General features: G+C 30.8%; 25 protein-coding genes. 15 read left to right on the top strand and 10 right to left on the bottom strand.

The features are described 5' to 3' along the window. The first annotated feature begins 19 nt into the window (after nt 1–19). The 5 genes from FP421_RS00590 (at nt 20) to FP421_RS00570 (ending at nt 5636) form a co-directional block, all read left to right on the top strand. On the top strand, nt 20–2263 hold the full coding sequence (locus FP421_RS00590) for a TonB-dependent receptor (RefSeq protein WP_159946549.1): 2244 nt from the start codon (nt 20–22) through the stop codon (nt 2261–2263). Nucleotides 2264–2356: 93 nt separating this feature from the next. Then, complete coding sequence (locus tag FP421_RS00585; RefSeq protein ID WP_159946547.1) at nt 2357–2764, top strand: heavy-metal-associated domain-containing protein; 408 nt, start codon at nt 2357–2359, stop codon at nt 2762–2764. A gap of 7 nt (nt 2765–2771) precedes the next feature. Further along, entirely contained in the window at nt 2772–3494 is a 723-nt protein-coding gene (locus tag FP421_RS00580) for a heavy-metal-associated domain-containing protein (protein WP_159946545.1), read from the top strand. 90 nt (nt 3495–3584) lie between these two features. Then, nucleotides 3585–4559 (top strand): hypothetical protein, encoded by a 975-nt coding sequence (locus FP421_RS00575; protein ID WP_159946543.1) that lies wholly within the window; start codon nt 3585–3587, stop codon nt 4557–4559. A 3-nt stretch (nt 4560–4562) separates the two neighbouring features. Continuing rightward, nucleotides 4563–5636 (top strand): DUF3179 domain-containing protein, encoded by a 1074-nt coding sequence (locus FP421_RS00570; protein ID WP_159946541.1) that lies wholly within the window; start codon nt 4563–4565, stop codon nt 5634–5636. Between the two features lie 145 nt (nt 5637–5781). Here the strand turns inward: FP421_RS00570 and groL are convergent, their stop codons facing one another. The 7 genes from groL to miaB form a co-directional block, all read right to left on the bottom strand. Beyond that, nucleotides 5782–7419, bottom strand: a complete 1638-nt coding sequence (gene groL / locus FP421_RS00565; protein WP_159946539.1) for a chaperonin GroEL — start codon at nt 7417–7419, stop codon at nt 5782–5784. A gap of 103 nt (nt 7420–7522) precedes the next feature. Next, nucleotides 7523–7798 (bottom strand): co-chaperone GroES, encoded by a 276-nt coding sequence (locus FP421_RS00560; protein WP_159946537.1) that lies wholly within the window; start codon nt 7796–7798, stop codon nt 7523–7525. 183 nt (nt 7799–7981) lie between these two features. Further along, nucleotides 7982–8314 (bottom strand): preprotein translocase subunit SecG, encoded by a 333-nt coding sequence (secG, locus tag FP421_RS00555; RefSeq protein ID WP_159946535.1) that lies wholly within the window; start codon nt 8312–8314, stop codon nt 7982–7984. After that, on the bottom strand, nt 8311–9069 hold the full coding sequence (locus FP421_RS00550; RefSeq protein WP_159946533.1) for a hypothetical protein: 759 nt from the start codon (nt 9067–9069) through the stop codon (nt 8311–8313). Before FP421_RS00550 ends, secG begins: the two co-directional genes overlap by 4 nt. A 28-nt stretch (nt 9070–9097) precedes the next feature. Beyond that, a complete protein-coding gene (locus FP421_RS00545; RefSeq protein WP_159946531.1) occupies nt 9098–9604 on the bottom strand; it encodes an LptE family protein in 507 nt (168 codons plus the stop codon). A 3-nt stretch (nt 9605–9607) separates the two neighbouring features. Then, nucleotides 9608–10834, bottom strand: coding sequence for a sigma-54 interaction domain-containing protein (locus tag FP421_RS00540; RefSeq protein WP_159946529.1), 1227 nt, complete (start codon nt 10832–10834; stop codon nt 9608–9610). A gap of 87 nt (nt 10835–10921) precedes the next feature. Beyond that, entirely contained in the window at nt 10922–12376 is a 1455-nt protein-coding gene (gene miaB, locus FP421_RS00535; RefSeq protein WP_159946527.1) for a tRNA (N6-isopentenyl adenosine(37)-C2)-methylthiotransferase MiaB, read from the bottom strand. Between the two features lie 201 nt (nt 12377–12577). On the opposite strand from miaB, the gene topA reads away from it, so the two are divergent. The 7 genes from topA (at nt 12578) to FP421_RS00500 (ending at nt 21982) form a co-directional block, all read left to right on the top strand. Further along, entirely contained in the window at nt 12578–15076 is a 2499-nt protein-coding gene (topA, locus tag FP421_RS00530) for a type I DNA topoisomerase (protein ID WP_159946525.1), read from the top strand. A 38-nt stretch (nt 15077–15114) separates the two neighbouring features. Next, nucleotides 15115–16275, top strand: coding sequence for a formimidoylglutamase (locus FP421_RS00525; RefSeq protein WP_159946523.1), 1161 nt, complete (start codon nt 15115–15117; stop codon nt 16273–16275). Nucleotides 16276–16381: 106 nt separating this feature from the next. Beyond that, complete coding sequence (porK, locus tag FP421_RS00520; protein WP_159946521.1) at nt 16382–17755, top strand: T9SS ring complex lipoprotein PorK/GldK; 1374 nt, start codon at nt 16382–16384, stop codon at nt 17753–17755. Nucleotides 17756–17785: 30 nt separating this feature from the next. Then, nucleotides 17786–18421: a type IX secretion system motor protein PorL/GldL gene (gene porL / locus FP421_RS00515; protein ID WP_159946519.1), complete on the top strand. Its 636-nt coding sequence runs from the start codon at nt 17786–17788 to the stop codon at nt 18419–18421. Nucleotides 18422–18467: 46 nt separating this feature from the next. Further along, entirely contained in the window at nt 18468–19994 is a 1527-nt protein-coding gene (porM, locus tag FP421_RS00510; RefSeq protein ID WP_159946517.1) for a type IX secretion system motor protein PorM/GldM, read from the top strand. Between the two features lie 17 nt (nt 19995–20011). After that, on the top strand, nt 20012–20866 hold the full coding sequence (gene porN, locus FP421_RS00505) for a type IX secretion system ring subunit PorN/GldN (RefSeq protein ID WP_159946515.1): 855 nt from the start codon (nt 20012–20014) through the stop codon (nt 20864–20866). A gap of 75 nt (nt 20867–20941) precedes the next feature. Then, nucleotides 20942–21982, top strand: coding sequence for an NAD(P)/FAD-dependent oxidoreductase (locus FP421_RS00500; protein ID WP_159946513.1), 1041 nt, complete (start codon nt 20942–20944; stop codon nt 21980–21982). Nucleotides 21983–22013: 31 nt separating this feature from the next. On the opposite strand, the gene FP421_RS00495 is transcribed toward FP421_RS00500, so the two are convergent. Further along, entirely contained in the window at nt 22014–22421 is a 408-nt protein-coding gene (locus FP421_RS00495) for a DUF983 domain-containing protein (RefSeq protein WP_159946511.1), read from the bottom strand. Nucleotides 22422–22496: 75 nt separating this feature from the next. Between FP421_RS00495 and FP421_RS00490 the strand changes: the two genes are divergently transcribed. From FP421_RS00490 to FP421_RS00480, 3 genes are read left to right on the top strand one after another with little or no spacing between them, the layout of a single operon-like run. Then, nucleotides 22497–24416 carry an ABC-F family ATP-binding cassette domain-containing protein gene (locus FP421_RS00490; protein ID WP_159946509.1) on the top strand — a complete coding sequence of 640 codons (1920 nt, stop codon included), beginning with the start codon at nt 22497–22499 and terminating at the stop codon, nt 24414–24416. A gap of 27 nt (nt 24417–24443) precedes the next feature. Then, on the top strand, nt 24444–24770 hold the full coding sequence (locus FP421_RS00485; protein WP_159946507.1) for a nucleotide pyrophosphohydrolase: 327 nt from the start codon (nt 24444–24446) through the stop codon (nt 24768–24770). After that, a complete protein-coding gene (locus tag FP421_RS00480) occupies nt 24770–25018 on the top strand; it encodes a hypothetical protein (protein ID WP_159946505.1) in 249 nt (82 codons plus the stop codon). Before FP421_RS00485 ends, FP421_RS00480 begins: the two co-directional genes overlap by 1 nt. Here FP421_RS00480 and FP421_RS00475 read toward each other — a convergent pair whose 3' ends face one another. Further along, complete coding sequence (locus FP421_RS00475; RefSeq protein ID WP_159946503.1) at nt 25019–25636, bottom strand: DUF1684 domain-containing protein; 618 nt, start codon at nt 25634–25636, stop codon at nt 25019–25021. A 67-nt stretch (nt 25637–25703) separates the two neighbouring features. Beyond that, entirely contained in the window at nt 25704–26015 is a 312-nt protein-coding gene (locus tag FP421_RS00470; RefSeq protein ID WP_159946501.1) for a hypothetical protein, read from the bottom strand. Between the last annotated feature and the right edge of the window lie 348 nt (nt 26016–26363).

Genomic DNA, 26363 nt, shown 5'->3' with positions numbered 1-26363 from the left:
ATTATTAAAATCAAAAACAATGAAAAAACATTTCATAACTAGCTTTTTGCTATTTATACCTTTTGTAATCTTTTCTCAAACCAATTTAAAAGGGATGATTATGGATAAGAATAACCCTAAAGATAATTTAGGAGTAGAAGGTGCAAGTGTACATTGGTTAAATACTAATGTTAGTGCAATTACAAACAAAAAAGGATGGTTTACGATTCCTTATAAAAAATCATATAAAAAATTAATAGTTAGTTATTTAGGTTATAAAACGGATACTGTTACAATTACAAGTTTAAAACCAATTCATCATTTTTTAACTCAAGAAGGTGAGTTAGGAGAAGTAACTGTAAGAACTCAAAAGAAAGCAACATTTAAGTCTACTTTAGTTACAGCAAATATGTTTACTGTGAACTCAGAAGAATTGCTAAAAGCGGCTTGTTGTAATTTAGCAGAGAGTTTTGAAACAAATCCGTCTATAGATGTTAGTTTTTCTGATGCCTTAACAGGAACAAAACAAATTCAAATGTTGGGTTTAACGAGTCCTTATTTGTTAATCACACAAGAAAATATTCCATCTGTAAGAGGAGCATCTCAAGTTTTTGGACTCACATTTACGCCTGGAACTTGGGTGGAAAGTATTCAAATTTCTAAAGGTGCAGGTTCTGTTGTTAATGGATTTGAAAGTATTTCTGGACAAATTAATGCAGAATTGGTCAAACCTTTTTCTGATAATAAATTTTTTCTAAATGCCTATTCTTCTATTAACGGAAGGTTAGAATTGAATACACATATCAACAAAAAAGTTTCTGAGAAATGGCAAACTGGTTTGTATATTCATGGAAATTATAGAGGACAAAAATTTGATAACAATACTGATGGTTTTTTAGATATGCCATTGGCGAATCAAATTAATGTGATGAACCGTTGGCAATTCACAGACGCAGAAAAAGGTTGGGTGAGTTTTCTAAATTTTCGTTTTTTAAATGATGAAAAACAAACAGGTCAACTTAATTTTAATCCTAAGGTAGATAAGGAAACAACAAATGCTTGGGGAAGTGAGATTGATACTAAAAGAATTGATGCTTCTGCAAAATTAGGGTATGTGTTTCCAGAATTACCTTACCAAAGTTTTGGATTTCAGTTTGCGTATAGCAATCATCAGCAAGACTCTTATTTTGGGTTGAATGTCTATGATATCCAACACCAAAGTGTGTATTCTAATTTGATTTTTAATTCTATTATTGGTGATACTAGAAATAAATTTAAAACAGGAGTTAGTTTTACTTATGACAATTATGATGAGTTTGTAAATACATCAGACTTTAATAGAAAAGAGAATTCTTTAGGAGCTTTTTTTGAATATGCCTATGATAATTTAGATAATTTTAGTTTCACAGCAGGAATAAGAATTGATACGCATAATTTATTAGGAACTTTTATTACTCCACGTTTACATTTAAGATATGTTCCCTGGGAAAACAGTGTATTGAGAGCTTCTATTGGAAGAGGAAAACGAAGTGCCAATATTTTTGCAGAAAACCAGCAATTGTTTGCAAGTTCTAGACAAATTAATATTGATAATGAAGGAGGGAATATCTATGGTTTGAATCCTGAAATTGCTTGGAATTATGGCGTTTCTTTTATGCAGAAATTCAATGTGTTTGATAAGAAAGGAGACATCACTTTTGATTTTTATCAAACCGATTTTCAAAATCAAGTTGTTGTAGATTGGGAAAATCCACAAGAAGTCTCTTTTTATAACTTAGATGGAAAAAGTATTGCCAATAGTTTTCAAGTTGAAGTAAATTATAACTTTGCAAAACGTTTTAATCTAAGAACAGCTTATAAATATTTTGATATCTCTACAGACTATAAAAGTGGAAATCTTGAGAAACCTATTCAGCCTCAAAATCGCTTTTTTGCCAATCTTTCTTACGATACAGAACTGACAGAGAAAGGCTCTCAATGGAGGTTTGATGCAACGTTTAATAGTATAGGTAAACAACGATTACCAAGTACAAGTTCAAATCCAGCTCAATTTCAATTGCCAGAATATTCAAATCCTTATCAATTGTTAAACGCTCAAGTTACTAGAGTGTTTTCTGAAAAGTTTGAAATGTATGTAGGAGGAGAGAACATTACTAATGTTCAACAGAAAAATCCTATTTTAGCAAGTAACGATCCTTTTGGTTCAAATTTTGATACTACAATTGTGTACGCACCTATTTTTGGACGCGCAATTTATGCAGGTTTACGATTTAAGATAAATTAATCCAATTAGTGGGGTTTTTATAAAATAAAAATTAATTAATTCTGTCACTTCGAGTGAATAATTCTTAGTGACAGTTATAAAAAATAAGTAAAAATGAAAAAAATTATATTCATATTAAGTTTAGTATTCATTGGGTTTTCTATGCAATCTCAAGAAGTTAAAAAGAAGAAAAATGCAAAAGTTGCTTTTGAAGTTGATGGTATTTGCGGAATGTGTAAAAAACGAATTGAAACTGCTGCTTTAAAAACTAAAGGTGTAAAATTTGCACTTTGGAGTCCAAAAACACATCAATTAAATCTAATTATGGATGAACGTAAAGTTGAAGTTGGAATTGTACAACAAAATATTGCAAATGTTGGACATGATGTTATTTTGAAAGATAAAAAAATTACAGCTTCTTTAGAAGCATACAACTCTGTACATCCGTGTTGTAAATATAGAGATGATAAAATTATTTTAGATCATCAAGGTGAAATGAAGAAGGTGAAGAAAAATAACTAACATACAAATGAAACATACTTATAACATTTCTGGAATGACATGTGATGGTTGCAGGTCTTCTGTCCATAAATCACTTTCAGAACTAGAAAATATAGAGAAAGTAACTGTGAATTTAGAGCAAGAAGAAGCTACTATTAATATGAGTTCTCATGTTTCTATTGAAATTTTACAGAATGCGTTGCCAGAAAAATTTACAATAGCAAAAAAGAAAGAAAAAAAGAAAATACCTGATGTAGCTTTTGAAGAAAAAAAATCTAAAAGTGAGCAATTGTATCCATTGTTTTTAATCTTTGGTTATATTTTGGTCTCATCAGTATTAATGAATATAAATCCTTGGGAAACCAATGCTTTTATGTTAGATTTTATGGGGCTATTTTATATAATTTTTAGCTTCTTTAAAATTTTAGATGTAAAAGGTTTTGCAATGAGTTTTCAAATGTATGATCCATTAGCAAAAGTAATTCCTAAATATGCTTTTGTATATCCTTTCATAGAGCTTTCTTTAGGTCTTTTATTTTTGTTTGAATACAAAATTAGATTTGCCTTATTTGCTACTTTAGTTATTTTAGGAATTACAACAGTTGGAGTTATAAAATCCTTGTTAGACAAAAAAACCATAAAATGTGCTTGTTTAGGTTCTGTTTTAAATTTACCTATGACTAAAGCTACGTTTATAGAAAATAGCATTATGATTCTTATGGCAATTTATATGCTTGTAACACTATACTAATACATGATGTAATAAAAAAATCCGTTAGAAAATTTCTATTTGTTTTTTTTGTAATTTGTAAGGAATTTGTTTTTACTCGAACAAAAAAACATGAAATATGGTTTTCTTTTGATTATTCTTTTAGGATGTTTTAAAACAAATTCACAAACTTGTTGCTCAGGTGGTGTGCCATTATCTAATAATTTAGGACTACCTAATGAAGGTAAAAATTCATGGATTTTTGGATTAAATTACGATTACAATAATTTAAATACATTAAAATCTGGAACAGAAAGACTAGAAGATAATAGTCGCTTGAGAATTACAAATTCCATTTTAATAAATACTTCATACTCTTTTACAGATAAGTTTTCTGCAGAACTACTTCTTACTTGGGTAAATCAAACAAGAACAATAAGACAATTTGGAAATGAAAACTTTACAGAAACGTCTGGTATAGGAGATGCTGTTCTTTTGTTTAAATATGCCATTCAAAATATTTTAGGTGAAAATACACTACTTAATTTAGGAATAGGTACAAAGGTACCTTTAGGTAAATCAGATTTAATTTCTAAGCAAGGGATTCAATTAACTGCAGATTTACAACCAGGTAGTGGAGCTTTTGATGGTATAGGCTGGTTATCTTTGTCTAAGAAATTAAAATCAAAACCCTCAGCTCTTATTTTTGGAAACCTTAGTTATAGACTAACAGGGGTTAATGACTCGTATTTAAACAATACATCAACTTATGAATTTGGAAATGAATTACAAGTTAATTTAGGGTATTCAGATCAATTTTTACTGTATAAAACCTTATTTAGTCCTAAACTAACTTTTAAGTATAGAAGGGCCTTAAGAGATAAAATAAATAATAATTACTTACCTAATACAGGAGGAGAGTGGGTTTTTGTAAGACCTGAATTATCCTCTGAAATAACATCTAACATAGTACTTAATTCAAAAATAGAATTACCCATCTACAGTTATGTAGATGGTACACAATTATCTCCAACGTTAAGATTAACAGTAGGTTTCACATATAAATTAAACAAAAAGAAAACGAGTACTCGTTTTATAAAATTTTAGAATATGAATAGAATATTAATAATTGTAATTTTTATAGCATTGTATGGATGTAGTTCAGATAAAGATGGATTTAATCCAGATCCTGATTTAGAATTTATTCAAGAAAACAGAGAAGAATGGAGTATTCCTTTGGCAGAAGTATTAGATGGAGGTCCTGGAATAGATGGTATTCCTGCATTGGTAAATCCTGAATTAATAGAAATTTCTAAAACACCATCTAATTTTTTAAAAGATTCAGATTTAGTTATTGGTTTTAAAAACGGAACTAATGTTGTTGCTTATCCACATACAATTTTAGATTGGCACGAGATTATTAATGATAATGTTGGAGATGTTTCTGTAGCAATTACTTATTGTCCTCTAACAGGAACTGGCATTGGCTGGAGTAGAATAGTTAATGGGGTTGAAACTACATTTGGTGTTTCTGGATTGTTGTACAACTCTAATTTAATTCCTTTTGATAGAGCTACTAAAAGTAATTGGTCTCAAATTCTAAATAAATCTGTAAATGGAAGCTTAATAGATCAAAAAGCAGATTTGATAATGCTTTTTGAGACGAATTGGGGAACTTGGAAAAAACTATATCCAAATTCTAAAGTTGTAACACAAAACACAGGCTTTTCTAGATCTTATGGTACATCTCCTTACGGAGATTATAGTACAAATAATGATATACTTTTATTTCCAGTTTCAAGAAATGATAATAGATTGCCATCAAAAGAAAGAGTTCACGCTATTATTTCTGATAATGGAAATGCAAAATCCTATAGATTTATAAGTTTCGAATCAAAAAATATTATTAAAGATTCTTTTGAAGGGGAAAACTACTTAGTTGTTGGGAATTCAGATTTCATAGTCTCATTTTTATTGGAAGGTAATTCTGCTTTGTTAGAGTTTAGTTATGCACATGATGGAACAGAAATTTTACTCAATGATAATGAAGGTAATCAATGGAATATTTTTGGAGAGGCTATTTCAGGACCTAGAAAAGGTCAGTTTTTAAAACCTTCAAATTCTTTTATGGGATATTGGTTTTCTATACCAGCCTTTTATACTACAGAAATATATCAAGATTAAAATAAATAGTAAAAAAAATCCGTTAGAAATTTTCTAACGGATTTTTTATGTTTTGAGATTTCTCCACAAGGTCGAAATAACAAGTAAATGAATACATAATTATTTTTACACAACAGTGAAATAATTATCCACAGCGATTCGCTGCTTACATCATTCCTGGCATTCCACCACCCATTGGAGGCATTCCACCACCAGCAGGAGCATCTTCTTTAATATCTACTAAAGCACACTCAGTGGTTAGAATCATACCAGCAACAGAAGCTGCATTTTCTAAAGCAACACGAGTTACTTTTTTAGGATCTATAATTCCAGCTTCAAGCATGTCTACATATTGATCAGATTTAGCATCATAACCAAAATCTTTTTTGCCTTCCAATACTTTATTGATAACTACAGAACCTTCACCACCCGCATTTTCTACGATAGTTCTTAAAGGAGACTCAATTGCTTTGTTTACAATTTGTACACCTGTAGTTTCATCTAAGTTCTCTGTAGTTAATTTTTCTAATACTTTTTTAGCGCGTACTAAAGCAACACCACCACCAGCAACAATACCTTCTTCAACAGCAGCTCTTGTAGCGTGTAAAGCATCATCAACTCTATCTTTCTTTTCTTTCATTTCTACTTCAGAAGCAGCACCCACATATAAAACTGCAACACCTCCAGCTAATTTAGCTAATCGTTCTTGTAGTTTTTCTTTATCGTAATCTGATGTTGTACTTTCTATTTGAGATTTGATTTGAGAAACTCTCGCTTTAATGCTATCAGCATCTCCAGAACCATTTACAATAGTTGTGTTGTCTTTGTCTATAGTGATGCTTTCTGCAGTACCTAATAAATCTAAAGTTGCATTTTCTAAAGAGAATCCTCTTTCTTCAGAAATTACTGTACCACCAGTTAAAATTGCGATGTCTTCTAACATTGCTTTTCTACGGTCTCCAAAACCAGGTGCTTTTACAGCAGCAATTTTTAAACCACCACGTAATTTGTTAACTACTAAAGTAGCTAATGCTTGTCCATCTACATCTTCTGCAATAATTAATAAAGGACGACCAGATTGAGAAACAGGTTCTAAGATTGGTAAAATTTCTTGTAAGTTAGAAATCTTTTTATCGAATAATAACACATAAGGGTTTTCTAAATCTGCAATCATTTTATCTGCATCTGTAACAAAGTAAGGCGATAAATAACCTCTGTCAAACTGCATTCCTTCTACAACATCTACATAAGTGTCAGTTCCTTTTGCTTCTTCTACAGTAATCACACCTTCTTTACCTACTTTACCAAAAGCAGTTGCAATTAAATCGCCAATAACAGCATCATTATTTGCAGAAATAGAAGCTACTTGCTGAATTTTATCAGAAGAGTTTCCTACTTTTTTAGTTTGTTTTTCTAAATCTTCAGTAATTGCTTCTACAGCTTTGTCAATACCACGTTTTAAATCCATAGGATTTGCGCCTGCAGCAACATTTTTTAATCCTTCTTTAACGATAGCTTGTGCTAAAACAGTAGCAGTTGTAGTTCCATCACCAGCTAAATCGTTGGTTTTAGATGCTACTTCTTTTACCATTTGAGCTCCCATGTTTTCAAGCTCATTCTCTAATTCTACTTCTTTTGCAACAGAAACACCATCTTTAGTTACAGTTGGTGCCCCAAAAGATTTAGAAATAATTACGTTTCTACCTTTTGGTCCTAAAGTTACTTTTACTGCATTTGCTAATGCATCAACACCACGTTTTAATCCGTCTCTTGCTTCTATGTCAAATTTTATTTCTTTTGCCATTTTTTATAATTTAGCTTTTTGCCTTTAACTATTTGTTATTGGCTTAGTTAATTAATTGTTTTATTGTAAGCTATATGTAAAATACTAATAGCTATAAGCAATTTTAAATAATTGCTAAAATGTCGCTTTCGCGCATCATTAAGTAATCTGTACCTTCTAATTTTAAATCAGTACCACCGTATTTGCTATATAAAACTGTATCACCAACTTTAACGGTTAATGGCTCATCTTTTTTACCATTTCCAACGGCTACAACAGTTCCTTTTTGTGGTTTTTCTTTGGCATTATCTGGTATAATAATTCCAGAAGCTGTTTTGGTTTCTGCTGGAGCAGGTTCTACAAGAACTCTGTCTGCTAAAGGTTTAATGTTTAAACTCATTTTTATATAATTTTTTGATTAAATAAATTAATTTTTACTTTTTAACAAGTGTCAGAAATTGTGCCAATGCAATGAAACTGACAATTTTTCTTTGGATTGAATTTAAAGTCGAAAATTTCTCCAAAAAAAAATGCCAACGTGTCATTTTCGTTGGCATTTTAATTTTTTTTATCTGTTGTTTCTTTAGATACTATCTTTAGTAGTTGATGGTGTTGTGTTATCAACAGGAGTAGAAGTTTCAACTCCATCTAAGGTGTTGTCTAATTTAAAACCTTCATCACCACCTCTTGGAATAGCAAAGTTTGCTAGTAAAATTAAAGCAAACATTGCAATAGCTAATGTCCAAGTAGTTCTGTCTAAAAAGTTATTTGTGTTTTGCACACCACCTAAAGATTGTGCTCCACCACCTCCAAAAGACGAAGATAATCCTCCACCTTTAGGGTTTTGAACCATAACTATTAAGATTAGAGCGATAGCTACAATCAAAATTAAGATTAAAAATGCTGTATAACTCATGATTTATTTTTTTGTAAAATTTGTACTCTTTTAATTTGGTCTGCAAAGAAACCACTTTTTTCTGGATATTTCAAACTTAAAATTCTATATGCTTGAACCGCACTTTCATATTTTTTTTGCTCTAAATATACTTTTGCCAAAGTCTCTGTCATTAAAGAGGCGTCTTGTTTGTTTTCTTTAACAGGAATAGAGATATTTTTGGTCTTTGCTAGAGGTTCTATTTTAGGGTTATTTTCGATAAACTTATCAATTAAATCTTCTTTTTTAGAAGGTGATTCTACCTTCTTTTTGACTTCTCTAACTATTGGTTTTTTTACAGAGAGTTGTAGCCATTCGTTAAAAGAATGTCCTTCAGAAGATGAAAATGAAATGGGTTTTCCAATCTCTAATTCTTGTTTTACTTCTTCTTTCTCTTGATTAATTGTTTTTTCTAGAACTATCTCTTTCTCAATCGAAGGAATAGATTTGTCTTCTAATATTTTCTCAGAAATTTGTTGATGAATATCTTCTTTTTGATTGAAATTATTAGACGTGATAAAATCAAACAAAACAGTTCTATCTGTAGTGTATGCTGCAGTATGTTTTAACTCGTTGTTGTATTTAAAACTATCCTGATTTTTTAATCCTTTTAAATATAATGCTCTTGCGCTTTGAAAATATGGAAATTCTTCAATTACAGACTTTAACTCAGCAGTTTCTAATTGCTGAATATTTTGTTTCTGTTCTAAAATTGATATGAATTTATCTCTATTCAAATTTGTAATTTTTAACTTCCAATTTCTTTTACCACTCTCCAACTGAAGCGTTAAAAATATCTTGAGTAATTCTTTCTAATATTTCATCTAAAGCAGTTTCTAGAATACTACCAGAAAGTTGTGCGTTAGCGGCAAAATCAGAATAAAAAGAGAAACTTTTTTCAAAATCTTTTTTCTCGTCAGTTTTGTTGACATACCTCACATTTACAGTAATCGTTAGCCTATTTTGCGCTGCAGTCTGATTTGCAGAAGCACTCATTGGTGTTATTCTGTAATCTGTAATTTCTCCACTAAAGTATAAATCACCATTAGATTTTGTAGGGGTTAAATTTGTCTGACGTGTAAATAAATCTTGTAAATCTAACGTAAATCGCTGACTTAAACTTGGTTCTACTAAAGGCGCTTGATTTGGGAAAAAATCAACTTGTAAGGTTTTTGCAGTACCTGTACTTCCACCAGTAAAAGAATAAGCTCCACAAGCAATAAACAAAAGAGAACTAATCGAAAATAGAATTATAAATGCTAATTTTTTCATTGCTTACAAGTCGTATTGTTTAATTTTTCGATATAAGGTTCTTTCAGAGATTCCTAATTCTTTAGCGGCCAATTTACGTTTATTGTTGTTTTTTTCTAAAGATTTTTTAATCATTTCTATTTCTTTCTCTTGTAAAGATAAAGATTCGTCTTCTTCGATAGTCTCAATAAAATCATAATCTTTTTCCTTAGGTGATGAATTCTGAGGAATATTCAATACTTCGATACTTGTTTTTTGTGAATCTTGATCTCCGTATATTTTTTCTATCAATTGATGATGTTCTTCTTGAACTTCCTCTACATCTCCGCTTTTCATCAAATCTAAAGTCAACTTTTTCAAGTCGTTGATGTCATTACGCATATCAAATAAAATCTTATACATAATGTCACGTTCTGTAGAAAAATCATTTTCTTTTTTTCCACCAACTACTGCAGGTAAATTCCCATTATTATCAGGTAAATATTGTTTTAATTTTATACCAGAAATAGTTCTTTCTTCTTCAATAACAGAAATTTGTTCAGCTAAGTTTTTTAACTGACGAATATTTCCTGGGAAACGATAATTCAACAATATTTTTACAGCAGTTTCATCTAAACGAACAGCTGGCATTCTGTATTTCTGAGCAAAATCTGCTGCAAATTTTCTGAACAACAAGTGAATATCTTCATTACGATCTCTTAATGGAGGTAAGTGAATTTCAACGGTACTTAATCTGTAGTATAAATCTTCTCTAAATTTTTCTTTTTCAATAGCACTGCGCATATTTACATTAGTAGCAGCAACTATTCTAACGTTGGTTTTTAATACTTTAGATGAACCTACTTTAATAAACTCACCATTTTCTAAAACACGCAACAAACGTACTTGGGTGGTTAGTGGTAATTCTCCAACTTCATCTAAAAAAATGGTTCCACCATCTGCAACTTCAAAATACCCTTTTCTGTCTTGAGTAGCACCTGTAAACGCGCCTTTTTCATGACCAAATAGCTCACTATCTATAGTTCCTTCTGGAATTGCACCACAGTTTACAGCAATATATTTTGCGTGTTTTCTATGTGATAAAGAATGAATAATTTTAGGAATATTTTCTTTACCAACACCACTTTCTCCAGTTACCAAAACAGAAATATCAGTAGGAGCAACTCTTACCGCTTTTTCTAAAGCACGATTTAGGTGAATATCGTTACCGATAATTCCAAAACGTTGTTTTATTGCTTGTATGTTTTCCATTTATATAGTTTTAAAGTTAAAGGGGTTAAAAGTTCTTAAGTTGCTTTTAAACTTTCTACTTTCCACTTTCTAACTTTTTTAACAGTTTTAATTATTTTCAGAATACCCCACTGCAATTCCAATTAAAGTGGCAGAAGTACAATCTTCAACTTTCACATTCACAAAATCACCTAATTTATAATGTTCTTTAGGAAAAACAATAACGGTGTTTTGTGTGTTTCTTCCTTTCCATTGATTTGGGTCTTTCTTAGAAGTTCCTTCAATTAAAACCTCTTCGACTTTCCCTAAATGCTGCTGAGTTCTATATAATGCGTGCTTTTGTTGTAAGTTGATAACTTCTGTTAAACGACGTTTTTTTACATCAGCAGGAACATCATCATCCATTTTTTTTCCAGCTAGGGTTCCTGGTCTTTCAGAATATGCAAACATAAATCCAAAGTCATATTTTACATATTCCATTAAATCTAATGTGTCTTGATGATCTTGTTCTGTTTCACCACAAAAACCAACAATCATATCTTGACTTAAAGCCATTTCTGGAATGATTTTATAAATATTATCCACTAATTCCATATACTCTTCACGAGTGTGTTGTCTGTTCATGGCTTTTAGCATTGCGTTACTTCCACTTTGAACAGGTAAATGAATGTATTTACAAATATTTTTATGTTTTGCCATGGTATGAATTACATCCAAACTCATGTCCTGAGGATTAGAAGTAGAAAATCTGAAACGAGTTTTCGGAAATTCAGTAGCACACATATCTAATAGCTGCGCAAAATCAACTGCTGTGGCTTGTGCCATTTCTGATGCCTTTTTGAAATCTTTTTTCAAACCTCCACCATACCATAGATAGCTATCAACATTTTGTCCTAATAAAGTAATCTCTTTGAAGTTTTTGTCAACCATTTGACGAACTTCTTCGAGTATACTTTTTGGATCACGACTTCGCTCACGTCCACGTGTAAAAGGAACCACGCAAAAAGTACACATATTATCACAACCTCTAGTAATGGATACAAATGCAGAAACGCCATTAGAATTTAAACGAACAGGAGAAATATCTCCATACGTTTCCTCTTTAGATAAAATTACATTTACAGCATCTCTACCTTCGCTAACTTCATCTAATAAATTTGGTAAATCTTTGTAGGCATCAGGTCCAACAACTAAGTCAACAATTTTTTCTTCTTCTAAAAACTTCTCTTTTAAGCGTTCAGCCATACAACCTAAAACGCCTACTTTCATTTTTTTATTAACCTGTTTTACAGCATTGTATTTCTGTAATCTTTTTCTAACTGTAGTTTCTGCTTTTTCACGAATAGAACAAGTATTTACCAAAACCAAATCAGCTTCTTCTAAAATCTGAGTAGTATTGTAACCTTCTTTGTCTAAAATAGCAGCAACAATTTCACTATCATTCATATTCATTTGACAGCCGTAACTTTCAATGAATAATTTCTTAGTATTTTCTTTTTTATTTTCGGTTACAAGTGCTTTTCCTTGTATTTTTTCGTCGATAATTTTTTCTACGTGTTCCATCTTTCAATTTATCATTAGAAGGTGGGCAAAGATACAACCAAAATTGTATTTTTATGACAAATTGGCAGAAAAAATAATGTTGTAATTCTGTTAATAATTGATTGAAATTTGAAGAAATAATTTTTTTTACCAAAAAACTAACTACTTTTGCAGTCCCAAATCATACGGATTTAGGGCGTTTTCAGTGATAAAAGAAGATAAATGGCAAAGAATTTAGTAATAGTTGAGTCACCAGCAAAAGCAAAAACCATCGAAAAATTTCTTGGAAAAGAGTTTCAAGTAGAATCGAGTTATGGGCATATTGCAGACTTACCATCCAAAGAGTTAGGGATTGATGTTGAAGGAGATTTTAGTCCAAAATACATTATTTCTGATGATAAAAAACCTGTTGTTAAGAAATTAAAGTCTTTAGCAAAGAAAGCAGAAACTGTTTGGTTGGCAAGTGATGAAGACCGAGAAGGAGAAGCTATTGCATGGCATTTAAAAGAGCAATTAGGCTTAAAAGATGAAAATACAAAACGTATTGTTTTTCACGAAATTACTAAGAAAGCCATCTTAAAAGCAGTTGAAAACCCTAGAGATATCGACTATGATATGGTCAATGCGCAACAAGCACGTAGAGTTTTGGATAGATTAGTGGGGTATGAGTTATCACCTGTATTATGGCGTAAAGTTAAAGGAGGTTTATCTGCAGGTAGAGTGCAATCTGTAGCTGTGCGATTAATTGTAGAAAGAGAAAGAAGTATTTTAGAATTTAAGGCAGAGACACATTATAAGGTTGTTGCAGAATTTAAAAATAATGAAGGTAAAAAATTTAAAGCAACCATACCTAAAAATTTTGATTCTAAAACTGCAGCAGAAGATTTCTTAAAATCTTGTGCAAATGCTGATTTTTCAATAGCTGATTTAACAAAAAAACCAGCAAAAAAATCACCAGCAGCACCATTTACAACATCTACACTACAACAAGAAGCATCTCGTAAATTAGGATTTCCAGTAGGGAAAACCATGCAAGTTGCACAACGTTTGTATGAAGCAGGGTTAATCACATATATGAGAACAGATAGTGTAAATTTATCTGTAGATGCAAGAAATGAAGCTGAAGAAGAAATTGTAAATTATTACGGAAAAGAATACAGTAAACAACGTGTTTTTAAATCGAAAGCAAAAGGAGCTCAAGAAGCTCACGAAGCGATTCGTCCTACAAATATGAAAATGCATTCTATTTCATCAGAATATGATCAGAATAGGTTGTATGATTTAATTTGGAAAAGAACATTAGCATCTCAAATGAGTGATGCGCAACTTGAAAGAACTAACGTAAAGATTGAAAATTCTAAAAACGATAAAATATTTACTGCCAATGGAGAAATGATAAAGTTTGAAGGTTTCTTAAAAGTATATTTAGAAGGAACTGATAATGAAGAAGAAGAACAAGCAGGAATGTTGCCTAACTTAAAAGTAAATGATCAATTAGATTATAGTTTTATTAATGCTACACAGCGTTTTACGAGTCCGCCTTATCGTTTTACAGAGGCTTCTTTGGTAAAACAATTAGAAGAATTAGGTATAGGAAGACCATCAACTTATGCACCAACAATTTCTACAGTTCAAAGAAGAGGATATATTGAAAAAGGACAAAATGAAGGTGTTGAGCGTAAATATGAACAATTAATTTTAGTAGACGGTTCAGTAAAAAGTAAATCTCTAACAGAAAAAACAGGTTCTGATAAAAACAAGTTAGTTCCTACAGATATTGGAAATATTGTAAACGACTTTTTGGTGGCAAACTTTTCTAACATTCTAGATTTTGGGTTTACTGCCAAAGTTGAAAATTCTTTTGATGATATTTCTGAAGGTGATGAAAACTGGACAGAAATGATTAAAAGTTTCTACACCAAATTTCATGATAATGTTGAAGATGTAAAAGAAAATGCAGAAAGAGAAAGTGGAGAGCGTATTTTAGGAAAACACCCACAAAGTGGAAAAACTGTTTTGGTTCGTTTAGGTAAATTCGGACCAATTGCACAAATTGGTGCACCAGAAGATGAAGAAAAGCAGTTTGCAAGTTTAAATAAAGATCAGCATTTAGGAACAATTACATTAGAAGAAGCTTTAGAGTTATTTTTACTACCTAAGACCTTAGGGACTTATGAAGGTGAAGAAGTTATTGTTTCTAATGGACGTTTTGGACCTTATGTGAAATTTGGTAAGATGTATGTTTCTCTTGATAAAGGAGAAAACCCTATGGAGGTAGATTTGCCAAGAGCAGAAGAGCTAATTGTAGCAAAGCAAAAAGCAGACGCTCCAATTTATCATTATGAAGATTTACCAGTTCAAAAAGGAGTTGGACGTTTTGGGCCTTTCTTAAAATGGAATGGAATGTTTATCAACGTGAATAAGAAATATGATTTTGATAATCTTTCGGATGATGATATTGTTACTTTAATTGAAGAAAAGAAACAAAAAGAAATTGATAAGGTTATCCATAATTGGGAAGATGTTGGAATTAAGGTTGAAAAAGCAAGGTGGGGAAGATTTAATGTTATAAAAGGTAAGATTAAGGTAGAGTTGCCAAAAACTACTAAAATTGAAAAACTGAAGAAAGAAGAAGCTGTTAAAATGATTGAAGCTAAAACACCAAAGAAAAAAACTACCAAAAGAAAAACAACAGCAAAAAAAACTACTAAAAAGAAATAAGTATTTCCTATATTGCATATGTTTTTTAAAAAAAATTGATGAACCAAGATTTTTTAACCCCTATAAAAGATTCGGTTGTGGCACATTTAGTGTTGCAGTCCTCCTTATGCCTAGGAAAAAAAATTCGGTTTCACTCATCTCAAGAAGGTTTTCCTGACTTACAAAATGTAAAAATTGCCATTTTTGGAGTTCAAGAAGATAGAAATTCTGAAAATAATTTTGGTTGCGGTGATCAACTTGAATTTATTAGAAGAAAACTATACCAATTATTTCCAGGAAACTGGGAGACAGAAATTGCTGATTTAGGTAATGTTTTAAAAGGAAACTCTGTTAAAGACACTTATTTTGCCGTTCAAGAAATAATTACAGACTTACTTAAAACTAATATTATACCAATAATAATAGGTGGAGGTCAAGACATTACCTATATCAATTACAGAGCTTATGACGTTTTAGAGCAAACTGTTAATATTACTGCTGTTGATAGCCGTTTTGATATTGGTAATTTAGATGATGAGTTAACGTCTCAATCCTATTTGAGTAAAATTATAATGCAAGAACCAAATAATCTATTTAATTATTGTAACGTAGGCTATCAGACCTATTTTAACTCTCAAGAAGAAATAGCATTATTAGAAAGTTTGAATTTTGATGCATACAGATTAGGAAAGGCAAAAGAATTAGAAAATATAGAACCCGCTTTTAGAAATGCAGATATTGTTTCTATAGATTTAGGTTCTGTAAGACAAAGTGAAGCTCCTGCAAATAATAATGCCTCACCTAATGGTTTTTATGGAGAAGAAATTTGCGCTATATCAAGGTATGCTGGTTTAAGTGATAAAGTATCATCTTTTGGGATTTATGAATACAATTCTAAGTACGATAACAACCACCAAACTGCAAATTTAGTTGCTCAAATGATATGGTATTTTATAGAAGGAGTAAATTATCGTGTTAAAGATTATCCGTTTTCAGGTAGAGAAAACTATCAGAAGTTTACGGTTCTTTTAGAAAACGATGATCCCTTAGTATTTTACAAAAGTAATAAATCTGGAAGATGGTGGATGGAGATAAATATTTTATCAGATAATAAATACAAAAGACATGCGTTAATACCATGTACATATAGAGATTACACTGAGGCTACAAATCAAATTATACCAGAAAAATGGTATAAAGCGATGAGAAAATTAGTGTAAGATACAGAATAATCAAAAAACATAACGTTAAAATGCATTATCAACATTGTATTTTAGCAAAAAAAATAATAGGTTTACGAACTTTTTAGTAAAGATATATTAGAATATGAAAAAAGCAGCAATATTTGCACTTTTAATAGCAGTTTTTTACAGTTGTGGCTCTAATGATAGAGGAGAATTAGTAGGAGTAAAGTCTAAGAAAAAATGGTTTTCTGAAAAACCTTTTGGTATGGCCTTAATTCCTGGAGGCTCATTTACAATGGGTAAACAAGATCAAGATTTGATTGGTACAATGAGTTCACCTACAAAAACTGTAACAGTAAGACCATATTATATGGATGAAACTGAAGTAACAAATAATGAATACAAAGAGTTTGTTTTTTGGGTAAGAGATTCTATTGTAAGAACCAGATTAGGGTATCAACAAGAGTTTGCTGAAATGTCTGGGACAGCTAATCCTGATGGAACACCTCTGTCTGGAGGAATTCATGAATATGCATTTGCAGTTGCAGATACAACAGAAGCAACAGCATATCAAAAATACATGTATGAAAACTATTGGAGTTTGGGAGATGGGTTAGATTCTATAAAACCATTAAATTGGGAACCAGAAATTATTTGGGAAAAAGATGAGTTTCCAGATATCGATTATGTAGAGGTGATGGACTCACTTTTTATTCCAAGAGAAGAAGCTGTTGATGGAGTTAGAACCTTCAATACAAAATTCTTAAAGTATAGATATTCTTGGTTTGATAGAGATAATGCAGCAAGACAAGGAGGAAATAGAAAAGATTTTGTAAAAACCGAAGTTTTAAACATTTATCCTGATACTACTGTCTGGGTTAAAGATTTTAATTATTCGTATAACGACCCAATGCATCAAGATTATTTTTATCATCAATCTTATGGAGATTATCCCGTAGTTGGAGTAACTTGGGGACAAGCTAATGCATTTTGTAATTGGAGAACCAAAAAGAAAAACGATTATTTAAGAAGTAAAAAGAACGCAACGTCTGTTCCAGATTTTAGATTGCCAACTGAAGCTGAGTGGGAATATGCTGCACGTGGAGGCTTAGAATTTGCTACTTATCCCTGGGGTACTGGAAGTACTACAAGTGACAGAGGATGTTTTCTAGCTAACTTTAAACCAGTTCGTGGAAATTATGCTGTAGATGGAGCTTTGTATACCATGGAAGCAAAATCTTTTAATGCAAATGATTATGGTTTGTATAATATGTCTGGTAACGTTTCTGAATGGACAAACACTGCTTATAATACATCTTCTTACTATATGGCAGCAACAATGAACCCAAACGTAGAAGATAGAAAAAATAAAAGAAAAATAATAAGAGGTGGTTCTTGGAAAGATGTAGCATACTTTTTAGAAGTAGGTTCTAGAGATTATGAATATGCAGACACCGCTAGAAGTTACATTGGGTTTAGAACCGTTCAAAATTATATTGGTACTTCAAACAAATAAATAAAACAAAAAAAAACTAGAAAAAAAATTATGGCACAATCAAGATCTTACAAGAAGACAATGAACTTCGTTTACGGAATGGGAGCAGCAGTAGTAATTATTGGAGCTTTATTCAAAATTCAGCATATTGAAATTTTTGGAATCACAGGAGGAATGATGTTAACAATAGGATTGGTAACTGAAGCATTGGTATTTGCTGTATCTGCTTTTGATGCTCCAGAAGATGACTTAGATTGGTCGAAAGTATATCCAGAATTAGGAGAAGATGGTATTATTTCTGATGAGAAAGTAGGTGCCGAAGGTTTATTGTCTCAGAAATTAGATAATTTATTGCAAGAAGCAAATATCGATGCAGAATTAATGGGAAGTTTAGGAAATAGTATGAAAAACTTTCAATCGGCTGCAGAAGGCTTGTCAGCTGCTTCAGAATCAGTTGCCTCTACAAACAAATACAATGAGCAAATGTCTCTAGCAGCTGTTCAAATGGAGTCTTTAAATAATCTATATAAAGTTCAAGTAGAAAATACAAGTAAACAAGCTGATTTAAATTCTGCCGTTGTTCAAAATACAGAAAAACTTCAAGAACAAATGCAATCTTTAGCGCAAAACCTATCTTCTTTAAACTCAGTCTATGGAGGAATGCTTTCTGCAATGAATAAAAACTAATTAGTTAAATATAAAATGAATATTAACTTAAAAAACTAATTAGATTATGGCATCAGGAAAAATGTCTGCTAGACAGAAAATGATAAACTTAATGTACCTTGTATTTATTGCAATGTTAGCTTTAAATATGAGTAAAGAAGTTTTATCTGCTTTTGGTTTTATGAATGAAAAGTTAACTGTAAACAATATTTCAACAACTGAGAAAAATAATGAAGCTTATGCAAATTTAGCAACAAAAGCATCAGAGCAAACTGCAAAGTTTGGTCCGTTAAAAGCTCAAGCAGATAAAATAAAAAAATCTTCGTCAGAATTTTATTCTTATTTAGCAGATCTAAAAAATAAAATGACTGCAGATATTGAAGATAAGAAAGATTACGAAACAATGGATAAGACCTCCTTTTTAGATGAGTATTTCTTTAAAGGAGACAAATATACTCCAGAAGGACAAGAATTTTTGAATGAAATCAATAGCTACAGAACAGAATTAATAGATGTTTTGGGGACCGACTCTAAATTTGCACCAATAATTAAAGATAGATTTAGTACTGAAGAGCAGACTAATAGAGATGGTAAAACAATTAAATGGTTGGATTACCGTTACAAAGGTTTTCCTCTAGTTGCTTCTTTAACAAATTTAACTCAAATGCAAGCAGATATAAAGAATACAGAATCTGATATTTTGAATTCTTTATTAGGAGGTCAACTAGAAAGCGAAGTTTCCTTAACTAATTATAAAGGTATTGTTGCTTTAGATAAGAACGCATATTTTGCAGGAGAAAAAGTTACAGGTAAGATTGTTCTTGGACGTTATGATGCTACCATGGTTCCTGATAAAGTAATTTTAAATGGTAGAGACTATGATAACATTGAAGCAGGTCAAGTTATTGTAGACATGCCAGCTGGTAATGTAGGAAATCATGATATTAAAGGTAAAATAACATTTACACAAGGAGGTGAGCCTGTAGAAGTTCCTTTCGAAAGTTCATACTCTGTTATTCCAGAACCAAGCAATGCTGTAGTTTCTGCTGATAAAATGAATGTGGTTTACAGAGGTTTAGACAACCCAATATCAGTCTCATTGCCAGGTGTTGGAGATAATAATTTAAATGTTTCTGCTTCTGGTGGAAAATTAACAGGGAGTAGAGGAAAATATAGTATAAGACCTGGAGCTGGAAATCTTGCCACAATTAATGTAAGTGCAAAATTAAGTAGTGGTAAAACTGTAAACTCTAAGGCTACCTTTAGAATTAAGGACATTCCTGCAGCTATGGGGTCAGTTCGTGGTCAATATGGTACTGTTAGAATGCCAAAATCTGGTTTAGCTAATGCACCAATTGCAGCTGGATTACCTGACTTTGAATTTGATTTAAAAATAAAAGTAAAAAGCTTTAAAATAAAAGTACCAGGTCAATTAACTATATTAGTTAATGGAACAAAATTAACTGCTGCAGCCAAACAAAAGCTATCTAGAGCAAAAAGAGGCGATATCATTAATATTTACGGTATTAAAGCTTCTGCTAATGGATATGATCTTAAACAAGTGTTACCAGTTAATATAGAATTAACAAATTAGAAGTAAAAAAATAAAATATGTTTAAAAACTGTTTATTATTAATTTTCGTTTCAATTATGAGTAGCTCAATATATGCGCAAGCAAATTTATTGAATGCTAAAACTGTTGATGAAATCGGAAAGAAAAGCGATCAACAATTGGCATCAGATAATGATGGTCCAATTCCTTATGGATATATTGATGACAGAGATGTATTGTGGTCTAAAGTAGTTTGGGAGTTTGTAGATTTAAACCAAAAAATAAATTTACCTTATTATTTTCCAATCGATACCACTAATATTTCAAACGACAGAAGATCTTTATTTGATACGTTAATCAAAGGAATAAAACAAGGAAAAATTAAAGATGCGTATTCAGATTCTTTTTTCACTTCTAAAATAACAAAAAGTGAAATTGACACAAGATTAACGAGTATCAGAGAACAAAATGGGTACACAGACACCATAAGACTACAAACGCAAGATGTTGAAGGTTACATGCTTAAAGGGATGTGGTATTTTGATAAACGCCATGGTGAGTTAAAGTACAGATTATTGGCATTAGCACCAATGGGTAAAGATGTTCAAACAATTGGAGTTGCTGACATAGAGGATGATAGTTTGTATGAGTTATTTTGGATTTTCTTTCCATCTGCAAGAGAAGTGTTGCACGATGCTAAAGTCTTTAATCCTAAAAATGCATCACAACCTATTTCTTTCGATCATTTATTAAACGCAAGAAGATTTAGTTCTGTAATTGTTAGAGAAGAAAATATCTATGGCAATAGAGCTATTGCAGATTACGTAAGAGGTAATTCTTTATTCCAATTATTAGAAGCAAATAAGATTAAAGAAAATATCAGAAATAAAGAAATGGACATGTGGAATTACTAATATTCTAAAAAAAATATAAAAAAAGCATTCCTAATTCAGGAATGCTTTTTTGTTGAAAAAGAGTATTTTTATAAAGTGAAAGTAGATTATATTATAGTTGGTTTAGGTTTAGCAGGTTTGGCATTTTGTGAGGAATTGATTACTGCTAATAAAAGTTTTATTGTTTTTGAAGATGACTCTCAAACTTCTTCTTTGGTAGCTGGTGGTGTTTATAATCCTGTAATTTTAAAAAGATTTACGCCTGTTTGGAATGCTGAAAGGCAATTAGAATTAGCGCTTCCGTTTTATGAAAGCTTAGAAAAAAAACTGAATATCACTATTGATGAAAAATTCATTACTAAAAAATCATTTAAATCTATAGAAGACCAGAATAATTGGTTTGCAGCTTTAGATAAACCAAAATTAAATAAGTATTTAGAGGCCAAATTAGATACAAAAAAGTATCCTGGAGTTTTAGCGGATTATAATTTTGGAAATGTAAAACAGACTGGTAGAATTGATACGTTAAAATTGGTTAAGGCTTACCGTAATTACCTCAATGAAAACGAACTCATTAAGTTCGAGAAATTTAAATATGATAATTTAGAAATTTCTGATAATTCAGTTGTTTATCATAATATCCAAAGTCATAAAATAGTATTTGCTGAAGGTTTTGGTATTAAAGAAAATCCGTTTTTTAATCATCTACCATTAAACGAAGCCAAAGGAGAGTTAATTACAATACACGCACCAGACTTAGATATTGATTTTCTCTTAAAATCTACTCTTTTTGTACTTCCGTTAGGAAATCATCACTATAAAATTGGTGCAACATTTAATTGGAAAGACAAAACTTCTTTACCATCTAAAGAAGGGAAACAAGAGTTAGTAGCCAAATTAAAAAAAGTAATCAACGTTCCGTATACAATTATCAATCAGACTGCAGGAGTTAGACCTACTGTAAAAGATCGAAGACCATTGGTTGGTGTTCATCAAAAACACTCGCAATTATGTGTTTTAAATGGTTTAGGAACTCGTGGAGTAATGATTGCGCCAACTGTTGCTAAAAACTTATTCAATCACTTAGAATATAAAGAACAATTGGATGAAGAAATCGACATCAATCGTTTTTTATAAAACGATTTTCTTTTTAAAAAAATTAAAATAGCTAGCTTTTAGAGTTGTTCTTTTTCTTTGTCGTCTCAATTATCTTTTGATAAGAGATAAACATATTTATCCAAATAATTCTAGAAAGCCTTAAGTTTAATGGAGCAAGAACTAGAGAAGCAATTATTATAGCAACAAAGCTTTGTATAATAGTTAAACCTAAAATTAGTTTAGAAATAATAAAAACAGCCACAAAAAGGGCCACAATTATACCGTAATTTACATACATAGCTCCGTAAAAAAAGGAAGGCTCAATCATATATTTTAAATCACATTTAGGACAATTATCGTGCAATTGTGTAATTTTTGTAGGGTTAAAGGTAAAGCCATATTTAAAGAATTCACCCTCATGACACCTCGGACATTTTCCTTTTGCAATACTATATAGCTTTGTTCCTTTTTTTAACATTACAAGATTTAATTTACATATTTTTGCAAAGGTAAATTTTTTACCATTCTTAATCTGTAACAATTATTACAATTCATGTTAAACGTACACAATTTAACGGTTTCTTTTATGGGAACTGATCTTTTTTCTGGAATTACCTTCAAATTAAATAAAGGGGATAGAATTGGTTTAATAGGAAAAAACGGAGCAGGGAAATCTACGCTTTTAAAAGTGCTTTCTAAAGATATTGAAAGTAGTGGTGGTACAATGGCTTTTGATAAAGATGTAAGAATTGGCTTTTTACGTCAGGATATTGATTTTGTTCAAGGAAGAACCATTTTAGAAGAAGCATACCAAGCTTTTGAAGAAATTAAAGAAATTGAGCTAAAATTAGATGAAATTAATACGCAATTAGCCACAAGAACTGATTATGAGAGTGATGCTTATTCTCAACTGATTCATGATTTAACAGACTTTCAAGAACGTTACGAGTTATTAGGAGGGTATAATTACCAAGGAGATACAGAAAAGATTTTACAAGGTTTAGGATTTCAAAGAGAAGATTTTGATAAACTAACAGATACTTTTTCAGGTGGATGGAGAATGCGTATAGAACTCGCAAAATTATTATTACAAAATAATGATATTTTACTGTTAGATGAGCCTACCAACCACTTGGATATCGAATCTATAATCTGGTTAGAAAACTTTTTAAAATCTTATGCAGGTGCTATAGTATTAGTTTCGCATGATAAAATGTTTTTAGATAACGTAACCAATAGAACTATTGAGATTTCTTTAGGACAGATTTACGATTATAAAAAACCATATTCACAATTTTTGTTGTTAAGAGCAGAAATCAAAGAAAAGCAATTACAAGCTCAGAAAAATCAAGAGAAAGAAATTAAACAAAAACAGCAACTTATTAATAAGTTTAAGGCAAAGGCGAGTAAAGCTTCAATGGCACAATCTCTAATGAAACAGTTAGATAAAGTAGAGTTGATTGAAGTAGACCAAGATGATAATGCTGCAATGAATGTACGTTTTGCAATTTCAAAAGAACCAGGTAAAATTATTGTTGAAGCTGAAAATTTGTCTAAAAGTTATGGAGATAAAGATGTTTTAGAAGGGGTTGATTTATTGATTGAAAGAAATAGTAAAATTGCTTTTGTTGGCCAAAACGGACAAGGAAAATCAACTTTAGCAAAAATGATGGTGGGTGAAATTCCTTTTGAAGGACATTTAAAACTAGGTCATAATGTTGAGGTAGGTTATTTTGCACAAAATCAATCAGAATATTTACCACCAGAAAAAACAGTATTAGAAATTATGGAAGATGCTGCTACAGATTCTAACAGAATGCGTGTTAGAGATATGTTAGGCTCTTTCTTGTTTGGTGGAGATGCTGTAGATAAAAAAGCGAAAGTGCTTTCTGGAGGAGAACGTAACAGATTGGCCTTATGTAAATTATTATTACAGCCATTCAATGTATTAATAATGGATGAGCCAACAAACCATTTAGATATTGCTTCAAAAACTGTATTGAAAGAAGCGTTAAATAATTTTAATGGAACGTTGATAGTGGTTTCTCACGACCGTGAATTTTTACAAGGGTTAACCACAACTGTTTACGGATTTAAAGACAAAGAAATTAAAGAATATTTAGGAGATATCGATTATTTCTTAGAGCAGCATAAAATGGAAAGTTTACGGGATGCTGAAAAAAGAACTGTGGTTGCCGAAGATAAAGATACTTCTAAAAAGGAAGCTTATCAGTTTTCAAAAGAGCAGGAAAAAGAGTTAAAGAAATTGAATAATAGACTTTCTAAAATAGAAACTGAAATTGCTGATTTAGAAACAGAAATAAAAAAAATAGATTTAGAACTTGCTCAGAATTATGATGAAGTATCATCTAAACCTAATTTCTTTGAAACCTACAAAGCCAAAAAAGCAAAAGTAGATACTTTATTAGAAGAATGGGAAAAAGTTGAGGAGCAAGTATCTGCTTTTTCTTAGAACCTTATAACTTTGAAACCTAAAAAGATGAACATACAAAACGCACAAAAACAAGTAGACGATTGGATAAAAAATCACGGAGTTCGTTATTTTAACGAGTTGACCAACATGGCGCAACTCACAGAAGAAGTTGGAGAAGTTGCTAGAATTATAGCAAGACGTTATGGTGAACAAAGTGAAAAAGAGTCTGATAAAAACAAAGATTTAGGAGAAGAATTGGCAGATGTGCTATTTGTGGTGTTATGTTTAGCAAATCAAACAGGTGTGGATTTACAAGAGGCTTTTGAAAAAAAATTAGATATTAAAACTAAACGCGATCATGATCGTCATCACAACAATCAAAAATTAAAATAATGACATTTTTTGAAAAAATACAAAACGGACAGTTTTGGATAAACTTTGCCAAAGTAGCTGTTCCTTTTTTTGTTATCGTAACTATCATCTCTTTATTGATAAATAGCTCTTCAGAAATTTTTTCAGGAGACTTTAAAGCATTATATCAAAATAACTTTGCAGGTGACCAATGGAAAACCTTCTTTGGTTATAAAGTTGTTTTTAGTACACTTTATGGTTTGTACATGACCAACAAAAATATGAAGTAATTAGTCTTTTTTAAACGTCTTAATTCCTGCTTTAATAGCAACATCTAAGTGGTTTTTTCTTGGTGTTAACGGACAAGAATACTTGTCGTTATAGGCACAATAAGGGTTATAGGTGTTGTTGAAATTTAATGTAATGGTATTGTCATCAGAAATGTCAGAAATCATCACATCCATATAACGTCCACCACCATAAGATTCTTCACCAGAAGTGTCATCAGTAAAAGGTAAAAATAAATAGTCTTTGTATTTTTCATCACGCAAATCATCTTGACTTTGATAGATTGTTAAAACACAATCAATGCCTTTTAAGGTAAAGTTTAGCAGTCCATATTCTTTATACAATGGCTTTCTATCTGTTGTTGTAGCCATTTCAAATATTGGTGCATTTTCTGTTTTTGTAAGTTTAGCTTTTACAATAAATGTGGAATCGATTGGAAAAAAATCTAACCCTTTAAAACTCTTTAAATCTTTCTTTTTTAATGGCGATTTTGAAGCATCTTTATAGCTAGTATTTAATTTTATTTGATATGCTGATTCTCCTGCTATTGGACGTTTGTCTTGAGAGTTACATGCTGCCAAAAATAATAGTAAAATTAAGTATAAGAATGTTTTTTTCATTGAAGCGTAGTAAGTGTTAAACTCTAGTTTTTTTAGGATTTTTAAATTAATGAATTTGAGAATCTGATTATTTTTTTAGCACAATAATAATGACACCATCATACTTTTTGTCAGTATATTTTTTAATATCATTTTCACCTTTAATAACTGTAACTGAGTGAATTTTATTAACATCTAAAGAATTAATATCCTTTGCAGGAAACTCTTTTCCGTCTACTAGATAAAGGATGTTTTTATCATTTATAGATTCTTTTGCATTGATTTTTATAGTCTCTTTTTTAGTTGTTACAGCCTTACTTTTCGAAGCACAGTTAGTAAAACTTAGCGCTAAAAATGATAAAATAAAATAGAATATTACCTTGGTTTTTAAATTTCTCATAGAATTTTTTTAAAAATCAAAAATACAATAATCAAATAATTTTATGTAGTTTTGATGCATCAATTAAATAACAATGAGGAAAGTCATTACATATATTACCAAATTATCGTGGATTCAAATTCACAAAAATCGGTCTGTTTATATGTTTTGATGATATCAATATAAAATCAAGCAATTTAAAAAGTCCGACAATTTAGTTAGTCATGGTCGGAAGAAATTCTGGCCATTTTTTTAGGTTTCAAAATGGTCTAAATTTCCTTCACATTTTAGAACTATCAAGGCAATAGCTAAATTTCTGAGTTCCATTTTAAATCTTCTTTTAGCGGTTTTATAGCTTATTTTGTTAGC

The organism is Polaribacter septentrionalilitoris (genome assembly GCF_009832745.1).
Classification (GTDB): Bacteria; Bacteroidota; Bacteroidia; order Flavobacteriales; family Flavobacteriaceae; genus Polaribacter; species Polaribacter septentrionalilitoris.
This window is presented reverse-complemented; position numbering and strand designations above follow the sequence as displayed.